This is a genomic window from Flavobacterium sp. N3904 (assembly GCF_025947305.1).
Taxonomy (GTDB): domain Bacteria; phylum Bacteroidota; class Bacteroidia; order Flavobacteriales; family Flavobacteriaceae; genus Flavobacterium.
Genome location: NZ_CP110009.1, coordinates 2365903 through 2385960, shown reverse-complemented (window position 1 = coordinate 2385960; position 20058 = coordinate 2365903). Strand labels below are relative to the sequence as shown.

Below are 20058 nucleotides of genomic sequence, written 5' to 3'. Positions count from 1 at the left end.
TTGTAAATTTGTATCAAACGATAAAAATATGAATAATAATTGGCAAAATTCAATTTCAATAGACTCCAATATTCGATTTGGCAAACCCACAATAACTGGGACTAGAATTTGTGTATCTGACATTTTATCCTGGCTTTCTCAGGGTATGTCTATAGAAGAAATTCTTTTGGACTTTCCAGAACTAAAAAAACAAGATATTCTTGCAGCCTTAGCTTTTGCGGCTAACAGGGAAAATATTACCAAAATAATTGCAGCTTAATGAAACTACTTCTTGATGCCAATATTTCTTGGAGAATTATAAAAATCATTGAAAATGCATTCCCAAATTGTTTACATTCCAAAGACATAGATATTGCACAACCTGTAAAGGATAGTGAGATTTGGAAATTTGCCAAAAAGAACAATTTCACCATACTCACACACGATGAAGATTTTGAAAAACTATTACTTTTGAACGGTGTTCCTCCAAAAGTAATAGTTTTAAAAACTTTCAATCAAAGTACTAAACAGCTTGCCCAAACATTAATAGACAAAAAGGCAACTATTGAATCTTTTATTTTGAATAATGAATTAATGATTTTGGAAATTTATTAATTATTCCAATTCAAAACCGCTTTCCAAACCTGTGTCTGAGCTTCCTCCAATCCTAATTTTGAAAGCTCCTAATTCTACCAAATAATTGCCTTCATTATCAAAGAAACCTAATTCCTTGTCAGTCAAAGTAAACGTTACGGTTTTGGTTTCACCCTTTTTCAGAGTTACCAATTCAAAACCTTTTAATTCTTTTACGGGTCTTGCCAAACTCGCAGCAACATCTTGGATATACAATTGCGCGACCTCTTTACCGTCATAATTACCTGTATTGGTAATATCCACCGAAACCACAACCGGCTCCCCTTTTGCGAAAGCGGTTTTATTGATTTTCAAATTTTTATAATCGAAAGTAGTATAACTCAACCCAAATCCGAAAGGATACAAAGGCGTTTTCTCTACATCGGTATAATGCGACCAAAATACATTTTTATCACTATTTTCAGGTCTTCCTGTATTGTAATTGTTATAGTAAATCGGAACTTGACCTACATTTCTAGGGAAAGACATTGGCAATTTTCCGCTTGGGTTGTAATCTCCGTACAACACCTGAGCGACGGCATTACCTGTTTGTGTTCCCAGATGCCAAGCCTCAACAATAGTTGGAATATGTTCTGCTGCCCAAGGCAAGGCTAATGGTCTTCCGTTATTTAAAACCAAAACAATATTTGGATTCACTTTGTATATTTCTTCCAACAATTCCTGTTGGACTCCTGGCAAATCAAGATTGGTTCTACTGCGTCCTTCTCCCGACTGAAAACCGTGCTCTCCCAAAACCATTACCACAACATCAGCGTTTGCCGCTACTTTTTTGGCCGCTTCAAATCCACTTTTACCTGTAGTATTAAAAATCAATTCTGATGTAAAAGTGGCTTTTTCCGTAATCAAATCGGCTCCTTTTTCAAACGTCAATTGATTGTCTTTGTATTGTTGCATCCCTTCCAAAACCGAAACTGCAGTATCGTCATCCGAAGCAATTCTCCAACTTCCCAATGGACTGTTTTTGTCATCTGCCAATGCCCCAATCAATGCAATTTTCTGTCCGGATTTTTTTAGCGGAAGCAATCCCTTTTCGTTTTTCAACAACACAATCGATTTCTTGGCCATATCCAAAACTGCATCATTATTGGCTTTGTTTCCTATCGTTGCTTTTTCTCTTTTCTCATCACAATATTTGTATGGATCATCAAACAATCCCAATTCAAATTTCACACGTAAAATTCTGCGAACGGCATCGTCAACCAAGGCTTCCTTTACTTTTCCATCCTTAACCAATTTCACCAACTCTTCTACATACAAATGCGACTCCATATCCATATCCGAACCTGCAATCACCGCTTTGGCGGTCGCGTCCGCACCATCTTTGGCAAAACCGTGAGCAATCATTTCCCGAACCGAAGCCCAGTCCGAAACGACAAATCCATCAAATTTCCATTTGCCCTTTAGAATATCTCTTTGCAAAAAACTGTTTCCGGTTGCAGGAACTCCATTCAAAATATTGAACGAATTCATCATCGTACGAACACCAGCATCTGTCGCCGCTTTAAAGGGTGGCAAAACCGTATTGTACAATTTAGAATTACTAATGTCTACTGTATTATAGTCCCTTCCCGATTCGGCAAAACCATAAGCCGCAAAATGTTTGGCACAAGCTGCTATCGTATTCACCTTAAGCAAATCTGCTTTGGTGTCCCCTTGAAAACCGGTGATTCTAGCAGTGGCAATTTTACTTCCCAAATACGGATCTTCCCCTGCACCTTCCATCACACGCCCCCAGCGGGCATCATTCGAAATATCCACATTGGGTCCAAAAGTCCAGTTGATTCCAGATGCAGATGCTTCATCTGCCGCCACCTGAGCCGATTTCTTAATCGCTTCCATATCCCAGCTCGCCGCTTCTGCCAATGGAATCGGACTCAACGTTTTGTATCCATGGATTACGTCAAAACCAATGATTAACGGAATTCCCAATCGAGTTTCCTCAACGGCAATTTTCTGAACCGCTTTTACCTCTTTCACTCCACGAACCGATAACATCGAACCTACCCAACCATCACGCAAATGTTTGTATTTCAACTCGGCATTTCCGCCTTTTGGTGCTGGGCCGGTTACTTCCCAAAAACCGTTATATTGGTTCATTTGTCCGACTTTCTCTTCCAATGTCATTTGTTTCATCAACAAATCAACACGTTCTTCAATCGGTTTTGTTTTGTCCGAATGTGGTAATTTTTGTGCAATCATATTTCCTGTGCTAATCAGGGCAAAAATCCCTGCAATAATTAATATATTCTTTTTCATAATTTGTAATTTCTTTTTGGGCGTGCCTCTTGTCCTAAAGAAAAATCAGGACAAGAGTCGGGCTATACGGCTTTATCTCTCCGTTACACTACGAGGATACCGCCTGCTATCCCTCACGCAATTCAGAGTAAACGATAACATTTTGTTTTTCGAAGAAAATTCAAATCATCGCAATAGTATCATTCCGAAATAAAACTCGAAGTCGGTAAATTAGCTTTATTGAAAAGAGTCGACTGATCCATATTCTTCCAAGCGTAACGCACTTTCACAGGTATTTTTACTTTATCCGATTGCACTACTACTGCATTGTTTTTGATAACAGCAGTCGCTTTATAGAATACATTATCAGCTCCTGCAATTTCAAACAAATCGGCCTTCTTATCCTTAAAATACAGACCTTCTGAATAATCAAAAATGACTGTTATTTTACTTTTTTCAACTTTAACTCCATTATAAAGCGGGCCATTTACCATTGACGAATTGGTTTTGTAAGTATTAGCCAAAGCCAAATTAGCCAAACGAGTTCCAACTGTTTTTTTGTCTTTTGGATGAATCTCCTCAGGGGTAGAAATGTCGCTGGTCAGTACCATCCCTGTATTTGGAACTTCACTCAACACTTTTCTTTGTGCATCGCGAATGATTGAACCTCCAAAATGATCTTCTCCATATTTATAAGGTGCAATCTGAACAAAATAAAACGGAAAATCATACCCCCACAATTTTCTCCAAGAAGTGATTAGAGCTGAAAGCGTTTTGTCATAAACCGCTGACCCCACATTACTTTCTCCCTGATACCACAATACGCCTGCAATTTTGAATTTAGTCAAAGGATAAATCATTGCGTTAAAAGCACGAGCTGGCTGGTTCGGGCCATAGCTTTCCTCTTTTCGGGTTTTGGCTGCTTCCGATAAAACGGGATCGTTTTGAATCACTTCTTCTGGAATCCAAATCTCCGCTGGCGTTCCACCCCAATTGGACGAAATCAAACCGATGGGTACATTTTTTAATTCTTCTTGCAAACGTTTTCCAAAAAAATAACCCACCGCACTGAAATATTTCATCGTTTCGGGTGTACATGCTGTCCAAGTTCCCGACAGATTATTTTGAGGAGTCGTAGCCGTTAATTTGGGTACCAAAAAAAATCGAATGTTTGGGTTTGTTGCATTTTTCACTTCTTCATCGCCATTCTCAATTCCCCAACTGGCGTTCATTTCCATATTGGATTGTCCGGAGCAAATCCAAACCTCACCAATCAAAATGTTTTTCAACACGATTTCGTTGTATCCTTTTATAGTTATAGAATAAGGTCCACCTTCTTTTGGAGTTGGAATATTAATCTCCCACATAGCCTGATTACTGGCTTTGATTTTATACGTTTCATTATTCCAGCTTGGCGTAATTACCACTTCTTCCTGCGGATTTGCCCATCCCCAAATGGTAACTTCACTATTGCGTTGCAAAACCATATTATCCGAAAAGATATTCGGAAGTGTAACATTTGCGAAAGCGCTATTGGAAAGTATTAGGAAAAGAATAAAAGCAATTGCATTATTTTTCATTTAATAATTTTTTAAAGAAAGGAATTAATTGATCGGCCATCACTTTATCATCAGCAATATCGGGATGATAGCCACACCCTTTTGGGCTCATTGGTTGGAATTCGAACAAGGCAATGGGTTTATGTTTTTTATCGTTTTCGAAAGCCAGAATCACTTTTTTTAAGCATTTCACCAAAGTTATATTCCGCTCTCCCGAAACCATCGGACTATTCAACAACACAATTCGGGCATTGGGTGCGTGTTTGTAAACCGTTTTGATAAAATCAATATAATTCGAAACATATTTTTCTTCATTAAACGGCAATCTCGCTTTTTTGCCATCCCCATCCGAAAGGTCATTGGTACCCAAACAAATACTCACCAAATCGGGCTGAAAAGCAAAATTGTATGGTTTTGAGCTGTCTTTATTCAGGTATAAATTTTCATACACATCGGGAATAATAGGCTCGTCTAGATGCTCATCGTTCCAGTTGCGATACATCCCGTATCCCGAAACGGAACTCAATACAAAATCAGCATCTAAATCTCTTGCAAGCACTGGCCCATAAGCCCAATAGGCATTGTGCTGGTCAAACCATTCGCCGCTACCGCAAGGAATTGACGATGCGTCGTTACCATAACCACAAGTAATTGAATCACCTATAAGTTCTATTTTTTTCTTTTTTTGGGGAGCAGAATTTGCAATCAATTTCGCTGTAGTTCCTACAAATAAAACACCGCCGTTAGCCGCTTCTGTCGCTTTATAAATAGAAAGATGATGTGTTTTTTTGCTTTTTGGAACCATAATCGGAAAAGATTGTACAGCTCCTTTTTCAATTCGAACCCTCCCGATATATTTACCATCGAGTTCAAGGGAAACATAGTTTTGATGTTCCCAAGAATCGATGCTTTGCAAGGAAATGGTACAGGAATTTCCTTTAAAATCAAATGAAACAGACGAAGCAGAACCTATGAGCATTACTTTATTGTCTTGCATTTTTTCTACTCTTCCTTGATATTCAAAAAGCGATTGTGTTTCAACCTTTTTTTGGGCAATAGAAACGCACGAAATGAAAATCAATAAAATTAAAAGGTATTTTTTTGGGCAATTCATAATATTTTGGGGCTTATTTTAGCAATAGACAACAAATATAAATTGATTGCAGTTTAGGTTTAGATACTATTTTCTCAAACTATAATCAAAAATTTTCAACTGAGGTAATTTGTGAGTTTATTGAAAACAAAAAACCACCCTCATCAGGTGGTTTTGCATTTCTTATAATAAAGCTACAAAGGAATATTCCCGTGTTTTCTATTTGGAGTTACGCTTACTTTATTTTCGAGCATACTAAAAGCTTTTATCAATTTACGTCTTGTGTCTTGTGGCAAGATAACCTCATCAACAAAACCACGTTGAGCAGCTGTGTAAGGATTTGCGAACAAGTCGGAGTATTCAGTTTCTTTTTCTAGAAGTTTAGCTTCAGGGTCGTCAGCTTGATTGATTTCATTTTTAAAAATAATTTCCGAAGCGCCTTTAGCCCCCATAACGGCTATTTCGGCAGTTGGCCAAGCAAAATTCATATCGGCACCAATGTGTTTGGAGTTCATTACATCATAAGCACCACCATAAGCTTTACGCGTAATCACGGTCACTCTAGGGACTGTCGCTTCGCTCAATGCGTATAGTAATTTGGCACCATGTACAATAATTCCCTCCCACTCTTGATCTGTTCCGGGTAAAAAACCGGGTACATCTACCAATACTAATAATGGAATATTAAAACAATCACAAAAACGAGTAAAACGAGCCGCTTTTTTGGAGCTTTTTACACCCAATACTCCTGCCAAAAAGTTGGGCTGATTGGCAATAATTCCAATACTTCTTCCTGCTAAACGGGCAAATCCCACGATGATATTTTCGGCATAATTTTTATGAATTTCATAAAAAGAATCTTCATCAATTATACCTTTTATCACTTCATGCATGTCATAGGGTTTATTGGTACTGTCCGGAATTACAGTCGCTAATTGCATTCGGATTTCATCTCCCAATTCATACGGTAAACTTTTAGGTGTTTCCTTATTGCTTTGTGGCAAATAGCTCAACAAACTTTTTAAATCTTCCAGACATTCTATATCATTTCCCGAAGTGATATGTGCCACCCCCGATTTGGTCGAATGCGCCAAAGCTCCACCCAATTCTTCGGAAGTTACCGTTTCATTAGTCACTGTTTTCACCACATTTGGACCTGTAACGAACATATAGCTGGTGCCTTCGACCATCATAGTAAAATCGGTCATCGCCGGAGAATATACCGCTCCTCCAGCGCATGGACCCATAATTGCAGAGATTTGTGGAATTACTCCACTAGCCTGAACATTTCTGTAAAAAATATCAGCATATCCGCCAAGGGAACGAACACCTTCTTGAATACGAGCACCCCCTGAGTCATTAAGACCAATCATGGGTGCTCCCATTTTGACCGCCATATCCATGATTTTGCATATTTTCTCGGCGTGGGTTTCGGACAAAGCACCTCCAAAAACAGTAAAGTCTTGAGCAAAAATATAAACCAATCTGCCGTTGATGGATCCATAACCCGTAACTACTCCATCTCCATAATAGAGTTCTTTTTCCATTCCAAAATCGGTAGTACGGTGTGTTACCAACATTCCGATTTCTTCAAAAGAACCTTCATCCATCAAATAATCAATACGTTCTCTTGCGGTTAATTTTTTCTTTTCGTGTTGCTTAGCAATACGTTGTTTTCCTCCACCTAGATAGGCTTGTGCTATTTTTTCGTTTAAGATTTCTATTTTTTCTTGCATACTTTCTTTTTTAACAACTAATTTTTAGTAACCAATGAAACAACTGAAAACATTTTTAAAACCATTAAGAGATTAAGGAAAATTAAGTTTCGTTTTTTTATAATCAATCTTAGTTCCTTAATGATTCAACTATTTTTAATTTGGCAAACGCAATACTTTTTGATCTTCAAAATACTGTTTCATAGCCACCAAAGCAGCGATTTCTGCTTCTTGTTCCATTACATTTTTCAACATATCTGCATTGTAAAATTTCTTTACAAAATTGGTGTCAAAATGACCAGACAGGAACGCTTCATGCTCAAAAACAAATTTCCCAAAAGGTAAAGTGGTTTGCACTCCTTCAATTTTATATCCATCAATGGCTTTTACCATCAACTGAATAGCTTCTTCACGGGTTTCTCCGTATGTTATTAGTTTAGCCAACATCGGGTCGTAATAAATGGGAATATCCATTCCTTGTTCAAAACCATTATCTACTCGAATCCCTTCGCCAACTGGTAACTGATACACATCCAAATGCCCAACACTTGGCAAAAAATCGTTCATCGGATCCTCTGCATACACACGCAATTCTACAGCATGGCCTTTTATTTCGAGATCTTCTTGTTTGATGGCTAATGCTTCTCCTCGAGCTACACGAATTTGCATTTCGACCAAGTCAACACCCGAAATCAATTCGGTAACAGGGTGCTCTACTTGCAAACGGGTATTCATCTCCAGGAAATAAAAATTGTCATTTTCATCGTATAAAAATTCCACTGTTCCAGCCCCTAAATAATCACAAGATTTAGCAACCAAAACCGCTGCTTCTCCCATTTTTTTTCGGGTTTCAGGACTTAATACACAAGAAGGAGCTTCTTCAATTACTTTTTGATGACGCCGCTGAATACTACATTCTCTTTCAAACAAGTATAATACATTTCCGTGACTGTCTGCCATAATCTGAATTTCGATATGTCTGGAAGAGGCCACATATTTTTCAATAAAAACAGATCCGTCACCAAAAGCAGCAATTGCTTCACTTATGGCACGATTCATTTGGGATTCAAAATCACTTTCTTTTTCGACCACACGCATTCCTTTTCCGCCTCCACCTGCTGATGCTTTTATCAAAATAGGAAAACCAATTGTTGTTGCCGTTCTTTTGGCCTCATCTATATCAATAATCGCGTGATCTACTCCTGGAACCATCGGGATATTGTATTTCATTACTGCATCTTTCGCAGCAAGTTTACTTCCCATAATTTCAATAGCCTTTGCTTTTGGGCCAATAAATATGATTCCATTTCGCTCTGCTTCTTGAGCAAAATCGGCGTTTTCACTCAAAAAACCATAACCGGGATGAATGGCATCTACATTCAAGGCTTTGGCAACCTCAATAATTTTACTTCCTAACAAATACGATTGATTTGATGGAGATTCTCCTATCCAAACTGCTTCATCGGCGAATTTTACATGAGGTGCATTTCTATCAATTGTCGAATACACCGCAACTGTTTTTATGCCCATTTTTTTAGCCGTTTTCATTACTCTAATGGCAATTTCTCCTCTATTGGCAACTAATATTTTTTTCATAAATTACTCAAATTCAATTAACAAATCACCTTTTACAACCGAATCACCTACTGAGACCGAAATCGATTTAATTACACCATCTCTGGGAGAAAGAAAACTATTTTCCATTTTCATTGCTGTTAGAATCAACAAACAGTCATTTTCTTTAACGATTTGACCTACTTCAACCCCAATTTCCAAAATTAATCCAGGCATAGGTGCTTTTATAAAATTCACTTGCTTCACTTTGCCTACTTCAAATCCCATATCTTTAATTAAAAGATCCAATGGATTCGAAATTGCAATCACATAAGTGTTGTTATTTACTTTGACCGCATATTTTTTATTAAGGAAATCGGAAGCGATTACTTCCGCTTTATAGGGAGTATTTTGATGCAAAACGTGAAATTTATCCAATCCCACACTCACGGCATCCAGTTGTGAGATATTTTCTTCATCCAAATCAAATAAAAAAGCATCATTTACTTTTACACTATAGCTAGCACTCATTCTTTACAATTTTTAGGGTAGTAAAGTTACAAAAAGAAATCGTTTTCGTAAACAAAAATTTATATTCAAGATAAAATCATCCGAAATTACAAATTTGGGCGTGCCTCCATTAGAAAAAAAGCCAAATTTATTTTGCGACCATACGGCTCTTTCTCTAATGGAGTCTGGCTATCCGTGTTACTTCGGTAACTTGCTTCAAATAAAATTCACTGAACTCCGATGAAAATAAATGCATCGTGAAGTAACCCCTCACACAAACCCACTAAACTAGATATTAAGTGGCAAAAGTTATGTTTTATTGAAACTTTGTCATTTCGACAGAAGAGAAATCACGTTACCTGAATTACTTGATGTGATTCCTCCTTCGTTCGGAATGACAAACATAAAAGAGAAAAAAATCTACAATACCAACAACCCAAATTCTCTCAAAGTATTCACAGGTTTTGAATACCAAAACAACTCAAAATCTTCCAGTTGCAGTTCAAAATCGGTTTTTACTTGCTGAAAAGAATAGGTTTTAGTATTTGAAACCGAGATCTTCTTAAGCATTTCAACCAGCCATTCGCCTTCAATTTTATTGGTCTGAATACTGAAACTTTCCTTTTTGTCGTGAAAAGTAAGCATCATCATCTCCCAAGAATTTCCTTTTTTGGATTTGGTAAAGGTTTCAATGGATGGCTTTCCTCCCAGCCAAACAATTTTGGCAGTAGGTTTGATATTGAAATTGGTTTCTTCCTGCAGCGCATCAAAAATAAAATCAGCACCAATTTTCGTCTTCGGAATTTTGAAATCGAACCAATCCTGCAACTCATAGTCAAAACAAATGCCGTGCATAAAGTTGAACAAAGATTTCTTGAGTCCAAAACTAAATTTATCGTGATCGATTCCCGTTGAATCAACAAAATTAATATCGTTATTGGCAAAAGTTCCAATGACTTCTGTTTCTTTTACGGCTCCAAATTGCTCCGGAAACATTCCTACCGGACTGTGTGCCGTCATCGCGAACTGATGCCAAAACCCTGATTGCAAAACGCCTGCTTCAAATAGTTGACGCACCATTTCGAGGCTGTCCACCGTTTCTTGAACCGTTTGCGTCGGGTAACCGTACATCAAATAGGCATGAACCATTACGCCAGCTTCAGTAAAATTACGAGTAACTTTGGCCACTTGCTCTACGGTTACCCCTTTGTCAATCAATTTTAACAATCTGTCCGAAGCGACTTCAAGCCCTCCCGAAACTGCAATACAGCCCGACGCTTTGAGCAACAAACACAAATCTTGTGTAAAACTTTTTTCGAATCGAATGTTTGTCCACCACGTTACCACTAGTTTTCGCCGAAGAATTTCGAGTGCCAAAGCACGCATCAAAGCCGGTGGCGCGGCTTCATCAACATAATGAAACCCATTTTCTCCCGTTTGGGCAATCAATTCCTCCATTCTGTCACACAACAAACTCGCCGCAACGGGTTCGTACACCTTTATATAATCTAAAGAAATATCACAAAACGTACATTTCCCCCAATAACAACCATGCGCCATTGTGAGTTTATTCCAGCGTCCATCACTCCACAAACGGTGCATTGGATTCACGATTTCGATAACCGAAATGTATTTATCCAAAAGCAAATCCGAATAATCAGGTGTTCCAACTTGGGATTGTTTGTAATCGTGTTGAGTGGAATTATTTTTATAAACCACTTTTTCGTCTTCTAGCAGAAAAGTTCGCTTGTACTGCTTCTCGTCCCTCGACTCCGCTCGGGATGACACGCTCGAGGTGACAGCATTTATAAGTTCCTCAATTGGCGTTTCACCATCGTCCAAAGTAATATAATCAAAAAACTCAAAAACTCGTGCATCCGAAAGTGAACGCAATTCGGTATTTGGAAAACCGCCACCCATCGAAATCTTGATATTTGGATAATGTTTTTTCACCCATTGAGCAGAGCGAAAAGCCGAATATAAATTCCCAGGAAACGGAACCGAAATCAAAAATAGTGTCGGCTCAATGGTTTCTATTCTTTCCTTTAAAATCGACAGCAAAATGTTATCGATATAGGTAGATTCCTGTTGCAAAGCATCATACAATTCATCGAAAGAATTGGCGCTTCGTCCCAGTCTTTCTGCATACCGGCTGAAACCAAAATTTTCATCGACACATTCCACAATAAAGTCGGAGATATCTTCGAGGTATAAAGTCGCCAAATGCTTGGCTTTGTCCTGTGTTCCCATCGATCCAAAAGCCCAATCGAGTTCTTCCAATTGTGCAAATCGTGAAGCTTCGGGCAGGAAATCCTCCTGACAAATCTGGAGTGCCAAAGTTGGATTCTTCCCCTGCAAAAAAGCAATAACCGAATCGATGGTTTTGATGTATTCGTCTTGTAAAGCGAGAATTCGTTTGGAGTTGTCGGTTGATGGTTGATGGTTGAGAGTTTGAAATAACGAAATCAGTCCATTTTTCGAAAACAATTTCAAAATCACTTCAATCCCCAAATCCGCCTGAACCGATTCTATATTTTTGGTATTCAGAAACCCTTTTATATAAGCCGTTGCTGGATAAGGCGTATTCAGTTGGGTAAACGGTGGCGTGATGAGGAAAAGTTTAGTTTTCAAAGATTGTTTTTTTTGAGTAAAAGTCGAAACATTAGAGAAAAAGAGTAATCTGGTTGAACAAAGCGACATAATGCTTCTTTCTCATCTTCCGAAAACACATCTCGCTGTTCCTTAACTTGATTTTGTCTGACAATGTCTAAAACCTTATAAAACATAATAAGTTGTTTACCTCTCAAACTATCTAATAATTCAGAATTTAAACGGTATTTTTTAATAGTGTCAAAACCTAACTTAGAACCATCTTTTGCAGTTATACACTCATCTTCAAAAGTTAAATGCTCTTCAATTTCTTCATCTGAATTTGTAAATGGATTAAGCACATCATTTACAGAAATAGTTTTATTTGGCAATTTATTATTACATATTGTTGAAGATAAATATAAATTATCCCAATCATAAGCTAAATCTTTTCTTTCAGCAACTTCAATATGATGGTCTATTTCTTTTGGAATTCCTTTTAACTTTTGTTCAGAATAAAAACATTTATGAAAACTTATAGAATTCAAATCAGCAAGAATTTCCTTGTGACCATATTTATTATTATCAGGACGTAGTTTTCCAGATTCAATAAATGTATTAGTCCATTCTTTTTCTTTTTGAATAAGTTTATCTGGTTTTGGTAGTCTTATTAAATGTCTCATAAAACTATTTTGAAATACTTTTAATGAGTTTATCTATATCAAAATAGGAGAAATATTCAGGATTGATTGCTTTCAATTTTTCTTCTATCTCTTCTTTCTTAACAAAATCTTTACTTTCAATAGCAATTTTTCTCTTGTTCATTAATTCTGAAATTTCGGCATTAAAAGGATTTGTATTAAAGACCTCCGATTGTAAAATTTCTTCTATTGGCTTATTGGAATAAACATCTGTTTCATCAACAATTATTGAATGGTCTTTTTCTGATTTACACACAAAAACTTTTGAATTTTCAACCGATGAAACAATAAATGGAGAATGTGTGGTTATAATAATTTGTAGATTTGGAAAAACATTTAAAATAGAATTTAAAAACGTTTTTTGCCATTTAGGATGCAAATGATTTTCAGCTTCATCAATTAACAATAACCCTGGAGTCAAAAGTAATTCTTCCAATTTTAAATGATTCAATTCATATACAGAATACATTTGTCCTAAAAGAGAAATCATTCTTTGAATCAAATATAAATTTCCGCTACTCAATTTATCAAACGAAACATCAAAGCCATTTTGAGAAACAATTGGCATATTGGTTTTTCTTTCCACATATTTCAACTCGCCATCAAAAAGTCCAAGTTTAAATATTTTTTTTATAATTGAATATAAAAACTCTCCTTCTTCTTTTTCCTTTGGATTATCACTAGATCTATAATAGTCAAATGCGGTTATCAACTTCAATACTTCAACATTAGATTGAACACCAGTAAAAGCAGCGTTCAAATAACCTTTAGAATTCCAAGAAACTAAAGAATCTAATTTAAATTTTGAGTTGTCAGTTTTTGACGTCCAATAACTAGCTACCCAAATGTTTCCTTCATACCCTCCAAAACCATTAGAGACATTATAAAATGATTTGATTTCATCAGATTTGATTTGAAATTTATTAAAATCATCTATTTCTTCACTAATTAATGTATAATTTAAATTATTGAAATCTAAATTTGACTTAATTTGAAAATCATTTTCATCTCTAATAATATTCCTTTGTAAACTTCCCCTATGTCCATCATTTGTTCCTAGCAAAATTCCTCTAATAGCATCCAAAACAATTGTTTTCCCTGTTCCATTCTCGCCTGTAATGATAATAACAGGAGGTTTTTGATTTTCATCTGTAATAAAATCAAGATGAGCATCCAAAAAGGGGCCTATATTTTTAAGAGAAAGATTTTTAATTTTCATAAAAAAGTAATTTTAGCGAATTTACTAATTAAATTTCATATCAAGAAACCCTTTGATATAAGCCATCTCTGGATAAGGCGTATTCAGTTGGGTAAACGGGAGCGTAATGACTCAACCTTTTGGTTTCAAGAGTGAGATTGTTTTGTGCAAAAATAAGGATATTTAACAACTTTGAAATTCTAAACTGAGTAAAACGTAAAAAGCCCAATAAAATGGGCTTTTTACATACAATATAAACTCTATTACTTAACTTGAACCAAAATCCATTTGGAAATTTCCTCTAATGCAATAGGAGAAAATGTTTGCTCAATCGTTTCATATTCATTTGGCAAACCGGTTTTGCATTCTTGAAACAGATGATTCAAATTCGGAATTATTGTCGTAGTTACTTTTTTATTCCCTCCTTTTACCAACGTCTTCTGAATCGCATCTACATTTGCATCAGCGGGAACTTGTAAATCTTTATCGCCATTTAATACCAAAACGGGACATTTCACTTTTTCTAAAGCCGATGAAGGGTCAAATTTCAGGAAATAAACCATCCACGGGCTCGTAATTTGCAAAGTTAAACCGCTAATATGTTGCTCATTCATTTTATCTCCAAATTGTATTTTGAAATAGCTGTTAATTTTAGATTTAAGATTAGAATCATTTTCTGGGGAAGTCAAAATCATTTCATAAGCTCCCTTGAAAATTTCTTGTCCTTTTTGAATTTCATTTTCAGGAACACCCATTTGACGTTCTATCTTCTCTTTTTGCAAAAGCATTAATTTATCACCGCGAATTCCTGTTCCTGCCAATAATACAATGAAGTCAATATCCTTCGAATTCCCGGCAACAATAGGCGCAATTACTCCGCCTTCGCTATGTCCCATTAATCCGATCTTGTTTTTATCAACTTCTTTTCGGGTTCGCAAATAATCGACTGCTGCCTCAACATCTTTAGCAAAATCCTGAGTGGTTGCCGTTTTAAAATCACCAGTCGATTTGGCAACGCCACGATCATCAAATCGCAGAACTGCAATGCCCATTTTAGTCAAATAATCAGCTAAAACCAGAAAAGGTTTGTGCCCAAATAATTCTTCATCTCTGTTTTCTGGACCGCTTCCGGTTATCAAAATTACTGCGGGAAAGTGACCTTCTTTTTGGGGAAAGCTTAAAGTCCCTGCCAAAACATTTTTATCGATTTTGTTTTCAAATACTACTTCCTCAGTATAATACGGATAAGGCTTTTGTGGTTCTTGAGGTCTCAGATAAACCTTTTTTTCTATTGTTTCTCTTGACATATTCATTGCAAAAGATTGGCCTGCTTGTGAAAAATTACCAACAATTACGTTGTCCTTATTTAATATCCCCTCATACGCAATGGCCGCTGCCGGTATTTGCAACTTCAAAACAGCATTTTCAAAACTGGTTGTCGTTACTGGTATTCCTTTAGCTCCCTGATCGGGACTATCCATCGTCGAACTATACCCTTTTTCGGTTTTAGTAATATTAAATACAACTCTTAATTGTGCTCCAGGAACTTTCAATACTCCATTCCATTGACCTGTAATTTCTTGTCCGAACATACTAAAAGAAGCAAGAATTACTATTATAAAAAACACTGTTTTCTTCATTTTATTTTTATTGACCATTAAAAATTTATATTAAATTCTTTTAAGAATTACATTCGTTTCTCTAGTTCCTTAAACTTTACATACGAATACGCCATCGGAACTATGGCCAAAATAACAACCATGGAAATAAAAATAATAGAGAAAAAATGATTTTCAAAAATCAAGCCGCCCAACATAATTACCAAGCCGCCAATTACCCAAAGTTTACCGGCAAAAGCATGGGTTAATTTCCAAACTTCCTGATTCTCTAATGTCCATGGAGTGCGTATTCCGATGAAATAATTGGGCTGAATAACCTTGAAATAATTACCCAACACTAAAAATAATATTCCAATTATAATATAGATAAAGTTAGGACTCGAAAAAGACTGATTTTTGGTAATAAAAATAATATACAATGCCAACAAAGACATACATAAAACTAGAAAAAATTTCAATTGATAAAACTTGCCTCCCATTAAGGCAATCCTTTTTTTGGGATCAATTTTTGGAGCAACGAGCAATAAAACATACATTAAAACAGGTAACATAAACAGCAATCCAATCAAGGAAAACTTATCTCCCCAATGATCTACCTCGCCTTTGTAATTCCAATGTGTTGGGACTTTTTCAGGCAATGTATTCCAAATAAAAGCCAAATAAGCAAAAGGCATTAACACAATTCCGATGATAGGAAGTTCTTTCTTTAAAGTTGAATTCATAGTTATTATTTTTTAAAAGTTAAAATCCATTGCAACACATCTTCCATTATGGTGGTGTTGATGGAATAGAAAATAAATTGTCCCGATTTTTCGGAAGTAATCAAATCTGCACGCTTCAAAATATCCAAATGATGTGAAATACTAGGCTTTGACATATGAAACTGATCGGCTATTTCACCAGCTGACAAATTTTTCGTCTTCAAAAGTTCTAATATTTCTCTTCTCGTGGCATCATTCAATGCTTTAAATATGTCGTTCATAATTTAAAGTATTTATATATTTAGACAAATGTCTAAATACTTTTTTAATCTACCAAATAGTTCTTCCATTATTTTTTGGTATTTTAGCAACAAATAAAAACAATATGCCAACCGACTGTATCAGCTATCAAAATTCCGGGTATTTCTCTCCTTTGATGAATGATTATTTAGATCAAAAAAACGAATTACACTCTTTATACCATCGCTTTCCTACTCTCGAAAACTTTGAAAAACAGATTGAGGAGAAAAAAAACAATTTCAATGGCAACGGCAATGGCAATTTAAAACGACAAACATTAGTTAACGTTTTAAAAAATCAATATGCCAAATTAACGGTTTCTGCTGAAACATTAAACCATATTGAACTTTTAAACGATCCAAATACTTTCACTATTACTACCGGACACCAACTCAATTTATTCAGCGGACCGTTGTATTTTTTGTATAAAATCATTTCTACTATTAATTTAACGAAAGAATTAAAAGCGAAATACCCAACCTACAATTTTGTTCCTGTCTATTGGATGGCGACAGAAGACCATGATTTTGAAGAAATTAATTATTTCAATTTCAAAGGAAAAAAATTCAGATGGAACAAAGAAAGCACTGGACCCGTAGGACGATTATCAACCGAAGGATTAGCCGATTTTTTGGAAATTTTTTCATTAGAAATAGGTTCCAGCACCAATGCCAAAACCATCAAAAAACTGTTTGAAGATTCGTATATCAAACACGATAACTTAGCTGATGCAACGAGATATTTGGCCAACGAACTTTTTGGTTCTGCAGGTTTAGTCATTCTGGATGCAGATAATCAGGATTTAAAACGCTCTTTTATTCCATATATAAAAGACGAATTGCTTCACCAATCTTCTTTTAAGGCAGTTACCGAAACTATTGCAAAAATGAAGGATTATTTCGTTCAGGTAAATCCGCGTGAAATCAATTTATTTTATATCGAAGATAATTTACGCGAGAGAATTATTCTAGAAAATGGAATTTACAAAGTCAATCACACCAAAATCGAATTTACGGAAACCGAAATCCTGAAATTATTAGAAAGCAATCCCGAGAAATTTAGTCCCAATGTAATTATGCGTCCGTTGTACCAAGAAGTTATTTTACCAAACTTATGCTACATTGGCGGAGGCGGGGAAATTGCGTATTGGCTTGAATTAAAATCATTTTTCGCTTCTGCAAAAGTGACTTTCCCAATATTGCTATTGAGAAACTCCGTGCTTTTGGCAACCGAAAAGCAAAACAAAAAAGCAGACAAATTAAACCTTACGTGGTCTGATTTATTTTCGAAACAAGCATCTTTGGTCAATCGAGTAACCCAAAAACTATCCGATTTCCCGATTGATTTCACAGAGCAAAAAGAAGCGCTAAAAAAACAATTCGAAACCCTGTTAGAATTAACAAATCATACAGACAAATCGTTCTTGGGAGCGGTAAAAGCACAAGAAGTAAAACAAACCAAAGGATTAGAAATGCTTGAAAAGAGGTTGCTTATTGCTCAAAAAAGAAAATTTCACGATGAATTGCAACGCATCATTGATTTACAAAATGAATTGTTTCCTAACCAAAGTCTACAGGAACGCCAAGCTAATTTTTCGGAATTTTATCTAGAAAATGGAGACCGCTTGATTCCACAAATAATGAGCCATCTAAAACCATTGGAGCAAAATTTTAATATAATAACTTTAGATTAAAACCATAAAATACCCAAAACTAACCACAAAACCAATGACCAAAGACCGCCTTATTTCGCTTGATGTTTTTAGAGGATTGACTATTTTATTAATGACTATTGTCAACAACCCAGGGAGTTGGGCAACTGTATATCCGCCTCTATTACACTCCGAATGGCATGGTTGCACTCCTACCGACTTGGTTTTTCCGTTCTTCATTTTCATCATGGGAGTAGCAATCTCGTTTGCAATGCCAACCAAAACTTATGACAGTACTACATTTAATAAAATATTCACCCGTTCGTTACGAATGGTATGTTTGGGTATCTTCTTTAACTTTTTTGGAAAAATACAACTCTTCGGATTAGAAGGTATTCCCTTAGTGATTGGTCGTTTACTCATTACTGCAGCAGTAGGCTATGCACTAATGGGTAATTTCAATGCCAAACTAAAAACCTATCTAGCCGTTTCAATTTTAGCCATTTATTTAATCTTAGCCTATAGCGGTATCGAAGCGTATAAAATCGTGAGACTTCCAGGCGTGTTGCAACGCATTGGGATTGTTTATTTCATTGCTTCTCTTTTATATCTAAAAACCACCCAAAGAACACAATTATTGGTTGCTATTGGAATATTACTTGGGTATTGGACCGTCATGACACTTATTCCTGCACCAGGATTTGAAATTACAAATCTCGAAAAAGAAACCAACTTAGCCGCTTGGGTGGATGGTGTTTTGTTAAAAGGACATATGTGGGAAGCAACCAACACTTGGGATCCCGAAGGAATTCTAAGTACGATTCCTGCGATTGCTACAGGAATAATTGGATTACTGATTGGACAATTACTCAATGGCCCATTATTAAAAAAGGACAATGCAAAAAAAATGGCAATTATAGCAATCATCCTGATCAGCTTAGCAAGACTTTGGAATACAATTTTTCCAATAAACAAAGCGCTTTGGACCAGTTCATATGTTTTATACACAGCAGGTTTAGCAACACTGGTCTTGGCCATTTTATACTATTGCATCGACATTGCCGATTATAAAAAAGGAATCAAATTATTCCTTATTTGGGGAGTGAATCCAATGATCGTTTTCTTTCTATCCGAAATTATTCCGCAAGCCATGGTGATGATTTCTTTTCCAAATCCGAAAATACCAACGAATCAAATCAATCTTTTGGACTATTTGTATGCTTTTGGCGTACAACCCTTTTTCAATAATCCAATGACTTCTTCATTGATATTTGCACTTATTTATGTGGGTTTATGGTCTCTTCTCTTGGCGTATTTTTACAAAAAGAAAATGTATTTCAAAGTTTAAACAGCAATAATAACAGATTTCCTCCATTAAATTGACAATTTGCTAAAATCATTCGATAAAAAAAGTATATTTTTGCACAAAATTTTAAAACACAGAAAAAATGGCGACTAATAGAACTTTTACAATGATTAAACCCGATGCGGTTCAAAACGGACACATCGGTAACATATTGGCAATGATTACAAACGGTGGTTTCAAAATCGTTTCTTTGAAATTGACTCAACTAACAGTTGCAGATGCTCAAGCATTTTATGCTGTACACGCTGCAAGACCTTTTTACGGAGAATTGGTAGAATTTATGTCAAGAGGACCGATCGTTGCTGCTATTTTAGAAAAAGACAATGCTGTTGAAGATTTCAGAACTTTAATTGGCGCAACCAACCCAGCTGAAGCTGCTGAAGGAACTATCCGTAAAGCATACGCAACTTCTATCGGAGAAAATGCAGTTCACGGTTCTGATAGCGACGAAAATGCTGCTATCGAAGGAGCTTTTCATTTTGCAGGAAGAGAGCAGTTCTAGTATACAGATTGCAGATTGCAGATTGCAGATTGCAGATTGCAGATTGCAGATTGCAGATTGCAGATTGCAGATTGCAGATTGCAGATTGCAGATTGCAGATTGCAGATTGCAGATTGCAGATTGCAGATTGCA

17 protein-coding genes are annotated in these 20058 nt (G+C 36.1%); 5 read left to right on the top strand and 12 right to left on the bottom strand.

Going from position 1 to position 20058, the window contains the following annotated elements; translation table 11 throughout:
• Positions 1-28: 28 nt before the first annotated feature.
• Both OLM57_RS10080 and OLM57_RS10075 read left to right on the top strand, forming a co-directional pair.
• On the top strand, positions 29-259 hold the full coding sequence (locus tag OLM57_RS10080) for a DUF433 domain-containing protein (RefSeq protein WP_264563566.1): 231 nt from the start codon (positions 29-31) through the stop codon (positions 257-259).
• On the top strand, positions 259-594 hold the full coding sequence (locus OLM57_RS10075) for a DUF5615 family PIN-like protein (RefSeq protein ID WP_264563565.1): 336 nt from the start codon (positions 259-261) through the stop codon (positions 592-594). The genes OLM57_RS10080 and OLM57_RS10075 overlap by 1 nt, the downstream gene beginning before the upstream one ends.
• Here OLM57_RS10075 and bglX read toward each other — a convergent pair whose 3' ends face one another.
• The 12 genes from bglX to OLM57_RS10015 form a co-directional block, all read right to left on the bottom strand.
• Positions 595-2889, bottom strand: a complete 2295-nt coding sequence (bglX, locus tag OLM57_RS10070; protein WP_264563564.1) for a beta-glucosidase BglX — start codon at positions 2887-2889, stop codon at positions 595-597.
• A 179-nt stretch (positions 2890-3068) separates the two neighbouring features.
• Complete coding sequence (locus OLM57_RS10065) at positions 3069-4448, bottom strand: sialate O-acetylesterase (protein WP_264563563.1); 1380 nt, start codon at positions 4446-4448, stop codon at positions 3069-3071.
• Positions 4438-5541 (bottom strand): SGNH/GDSL hydrolase family protein, encoded by a 1104-nt coding sequence (locus OLM57_RS10060; RefSeq protein ID WP_264563562.1) that lies wholly within the window; start codon positions 5539-5541, stop codon positions 4438-4440. The genes OLM57_RS10065 and OLM57_RS10060 overlap by 11 nt, the downstream gene beginning before the upstream one ends.
• A 173-nt stretch (positions 5542-5714) precedes the next feature.
• Complete coding sequence (locus OLM57_RS10055) at positions 5715-7256, bottom strand: acyl-CoA carboxylase subunit beta (RefSeq protein WP_264563561.1); 1542 nt, start codon at positions 7254-7256, stop codon at positions 5715-5717.
• 135 nt (positions 7257-7391) lie between these two features.
• Positions 7392-8831, bottom strand: a complete 1440-nt coding sequence (locus OLM57_RS10050; protein WP_264563560.1) for an acetyl/propionyl/methylcrotonyl-CoA carboxylase subunit alpha — start codon at positions 8829-8831, stop codon at positions 7392-7394.
• Positions 8832-8834: 3 nt separating this feature from the next.
• A complete protein-coding gene (locus OLM57_RS10045; protein WP_264563559.1) occupies positions 8835-9320 on the bottom strand; it encodes an acetyl-CoA carboxylase biotin carboxyl carrier protein subunit in 486 nt (161 codons plus the stop codon).
• 399 nt (positions 9321-9719) lie between these two features.
• Complete coding sequence (locus OLM57_RS10040; protein WP_264563558.1) at positions 9720-11930, bottom strand: B12-binding domain-containing radical SAM protein; 2211 nt, start codon at positions 11928-11930, stop codon at positions 9720-9722.
• A complete protein-coding gene (locus tag OLM57_RS10035; RefSeq protein WP_264563557.1) occupies positions 11927-12571 on the bottom strand; it encodes a hypothetical protein in 645 nt (214 codons plus the stop codon). The genes OLM57_RS10040 and OLM57_RS10035 overlap by 4 nt, the downstream gene beginning before the upstream one ends.
• Before the next feature lie 4 nt (positions 12572-12575).
• Complete coding sequence (locus tag OLM57_RS10030) at positions 12576-13808, bottom strand: AAA family ATPase (protein ID WP_264563556.1); 1233 nt, start codon at positions 13806-13808, stop codon at positions 12576-12578.
• Between the two features lie 242 nt (positions 13809-14050).
• A complete protein-coding gene (locus OLM57_RS10025) occupies positions 14051-15427 on the bottom strand; it encodes an alpha/beta hydrolase family protein (RefSeq protein WP_264563555.1) in 1377 nt (458 codons plus the stop codon).
• Positions 15428-15474: 47 nt separating this feature from the next.
• Complete coding sequence (locus OLM57_RS10020; RefSeq protein WP_264563554.1) at positions 15475-16128, bottom strand: SdpI family protein; 654 nt, start codon at positions 16126-16128, stop codon at positions 15475-15477.
• Positions 16129-16133: 5 nt separating this feature from the next.
• Positions 16134-16388 carry an autorepressor SdpR family transcription factor gene (locus OLM57_RS10015; RefSeq protein ID WP_264563553.1) on the bottom strand — a complete coding sequence of 85 codons (255 nt, stop codon included), beginning with the start codon at positions 16386-16388 and terminating at the stop codon, positions 16134-16136.
• Between the two features lie 104 nt (positions 16389-16492).
• On the opposite strand from OLM57_RS10015, the gene bshC reads away from it, so the two are divergent.
• The 3 genes from bshC (at position 16493) to OLM57_RS10000 (ending at position 19926) form a co-directional block, all read left to right on the top strand.
• On the top strand, positions 16493-18100 hold the full coding sequence (gene bshC, locus OLM57_RS10010) for a bacillithiol biosynthesis cysteine-adding enzyme BshC (protein WP_264563552.1): 1608 nt from the start codon (positions 16493-16495) through the stop codon (positions 18098-18100).
• A gap of 34 nt (positions 18101-18134) precedes the next feature.
• The gene (locus tag OLM57_RS10005; protein ID WP_264563551.1) at positions 18135-19406 is read left to right on the top strand and encodes an acyltransferase family protein; all 1272 of its coding nucleotides are present in this window, start codon (positions 18135-18137) and stop codon (positions 19404-19406) included.
• Between the two features lie 100 nt (positions 19407-19506).
• A complete protein-coding gene (locus OLM57_RS10000; RefSeq protein WP_035625955.1) occupies positions 19507-19926 on the top strand; it encodes a nucleoside-diphosphate kinase in 420 nt (139 codons plus the stop codon).
• Positions 19927-20058 lie beyond the last annotated feature (132 nt).

Bases quoted from the DNA above. Each gene is read 5' to 3' on its own strand.
- bshC (WP_264563552.1), top strand. From the start codon at position 16,493: ATGCCAACCGACTGTATCAGCTATCAAAATTCCGGGTATTTCTCTCCT.
- OLM57_RS10015 (WP_264563553.1), bottom strand. From the start codon at position 16,388: ATGAACGACATATTTAAAGCATTGAATGATGCCACGAGAAGAGAAATA.
- OLM57_RS10000 (WP_035625955.1), top strand. From the start codon at position 19,507: ATGGCGACTAATAGAACTTTTACAATGATTAAACCCGATGCGGTTCAA.
- OLM57_RS10020 (WP_264563554.1), bottom strand. From the start codon at position 16,128: ATGAATTCAACTTTAAAGAAAGAACTTCCTATCATCGGAATTGTGTTA.
- OLM57_RS10080 (WP_264563566.1), top strand. From the start codon at position 29: ATGAATAATAATTGGCAAAATTCAATTTCAATAGACTCCAATATTCGA.
- OLM57_RS10025 (WP_264563555.1), bottom strand. From the start codon at position 15,427: ATGAAGAAAACAGTGTTTTTTATAATAGTAATTCTTGCTTCTTTTAGT.
- OLM57_RS10060 (WP_264563562.1), bottom strand. From the start codon at position 5,541: ATGAATTGCCCAAAAAAATACCTTTTAATTTTATTGATTTTCATTTCG.
- OLM57_RS10065 (WP_264563563.1), bottom strand. From the start codon at position 4,448: ATGAAAAATAATGCAATTGCTTTTATTCTTTTCCTAATACTTTCCAAT.
- OLM57_RS10055 (WP_264563561.1), bottom strand. From the start codon at position 7,256: ATGCAAGAAAAAATAGAAATCTTAAACGAAAAAATAGCACAAGCCTAT.
- OLM57_RS10005 (WP_264563551.1), top strand. From the start codon at position 18,135: ATGACCAAAGACCGCCTTATTTCGCTTGATGTTTTTAGAGGATTGACT.
- OLM57_RS10035 (WP_264563557.1), bottom strand. From the start codon at position 12,571: ATGAGACATTTAATAAGACTACCAAAACCAGATAAACTTATTCAAAAA.
- OLM57_RS10030 (WP_264563556.1), bottom strand. From the start codon at position 13,808: ATGAAAATTAAAAATCTTTCTCTTAAAAATATAGGCCCCTTTTTGGAT.
- bglX (WP_264563564.1), bottom strand. From the start codon at position 2,889: ATGAAAAAGAATATATTAATTATTGCAGGGATTTTTGCCCTGATTAGC.
- OLM57_RS10050 (WP_264563560.1), bottom strand. From the start codon at position 8,831: ATGAAAAAAATATTAGTTGCCAATAGAGGAGAAATTGCCATTAGAGTA.
- OLM57_RS10075 (WP_264563565.1), top strand. From the start codon at position 259: ATGAAACTACTTCTTGATGCCAATATTTCTTGGAGAATTATAAAAATC.
- OLM57_RS10045 (WP_264563559.1), bottom strand. From the start codon at position 9,320: ATGAGTGCTAGCTATAGTGTAAAAGTAAATGATGCTTTTTTATTTGAT.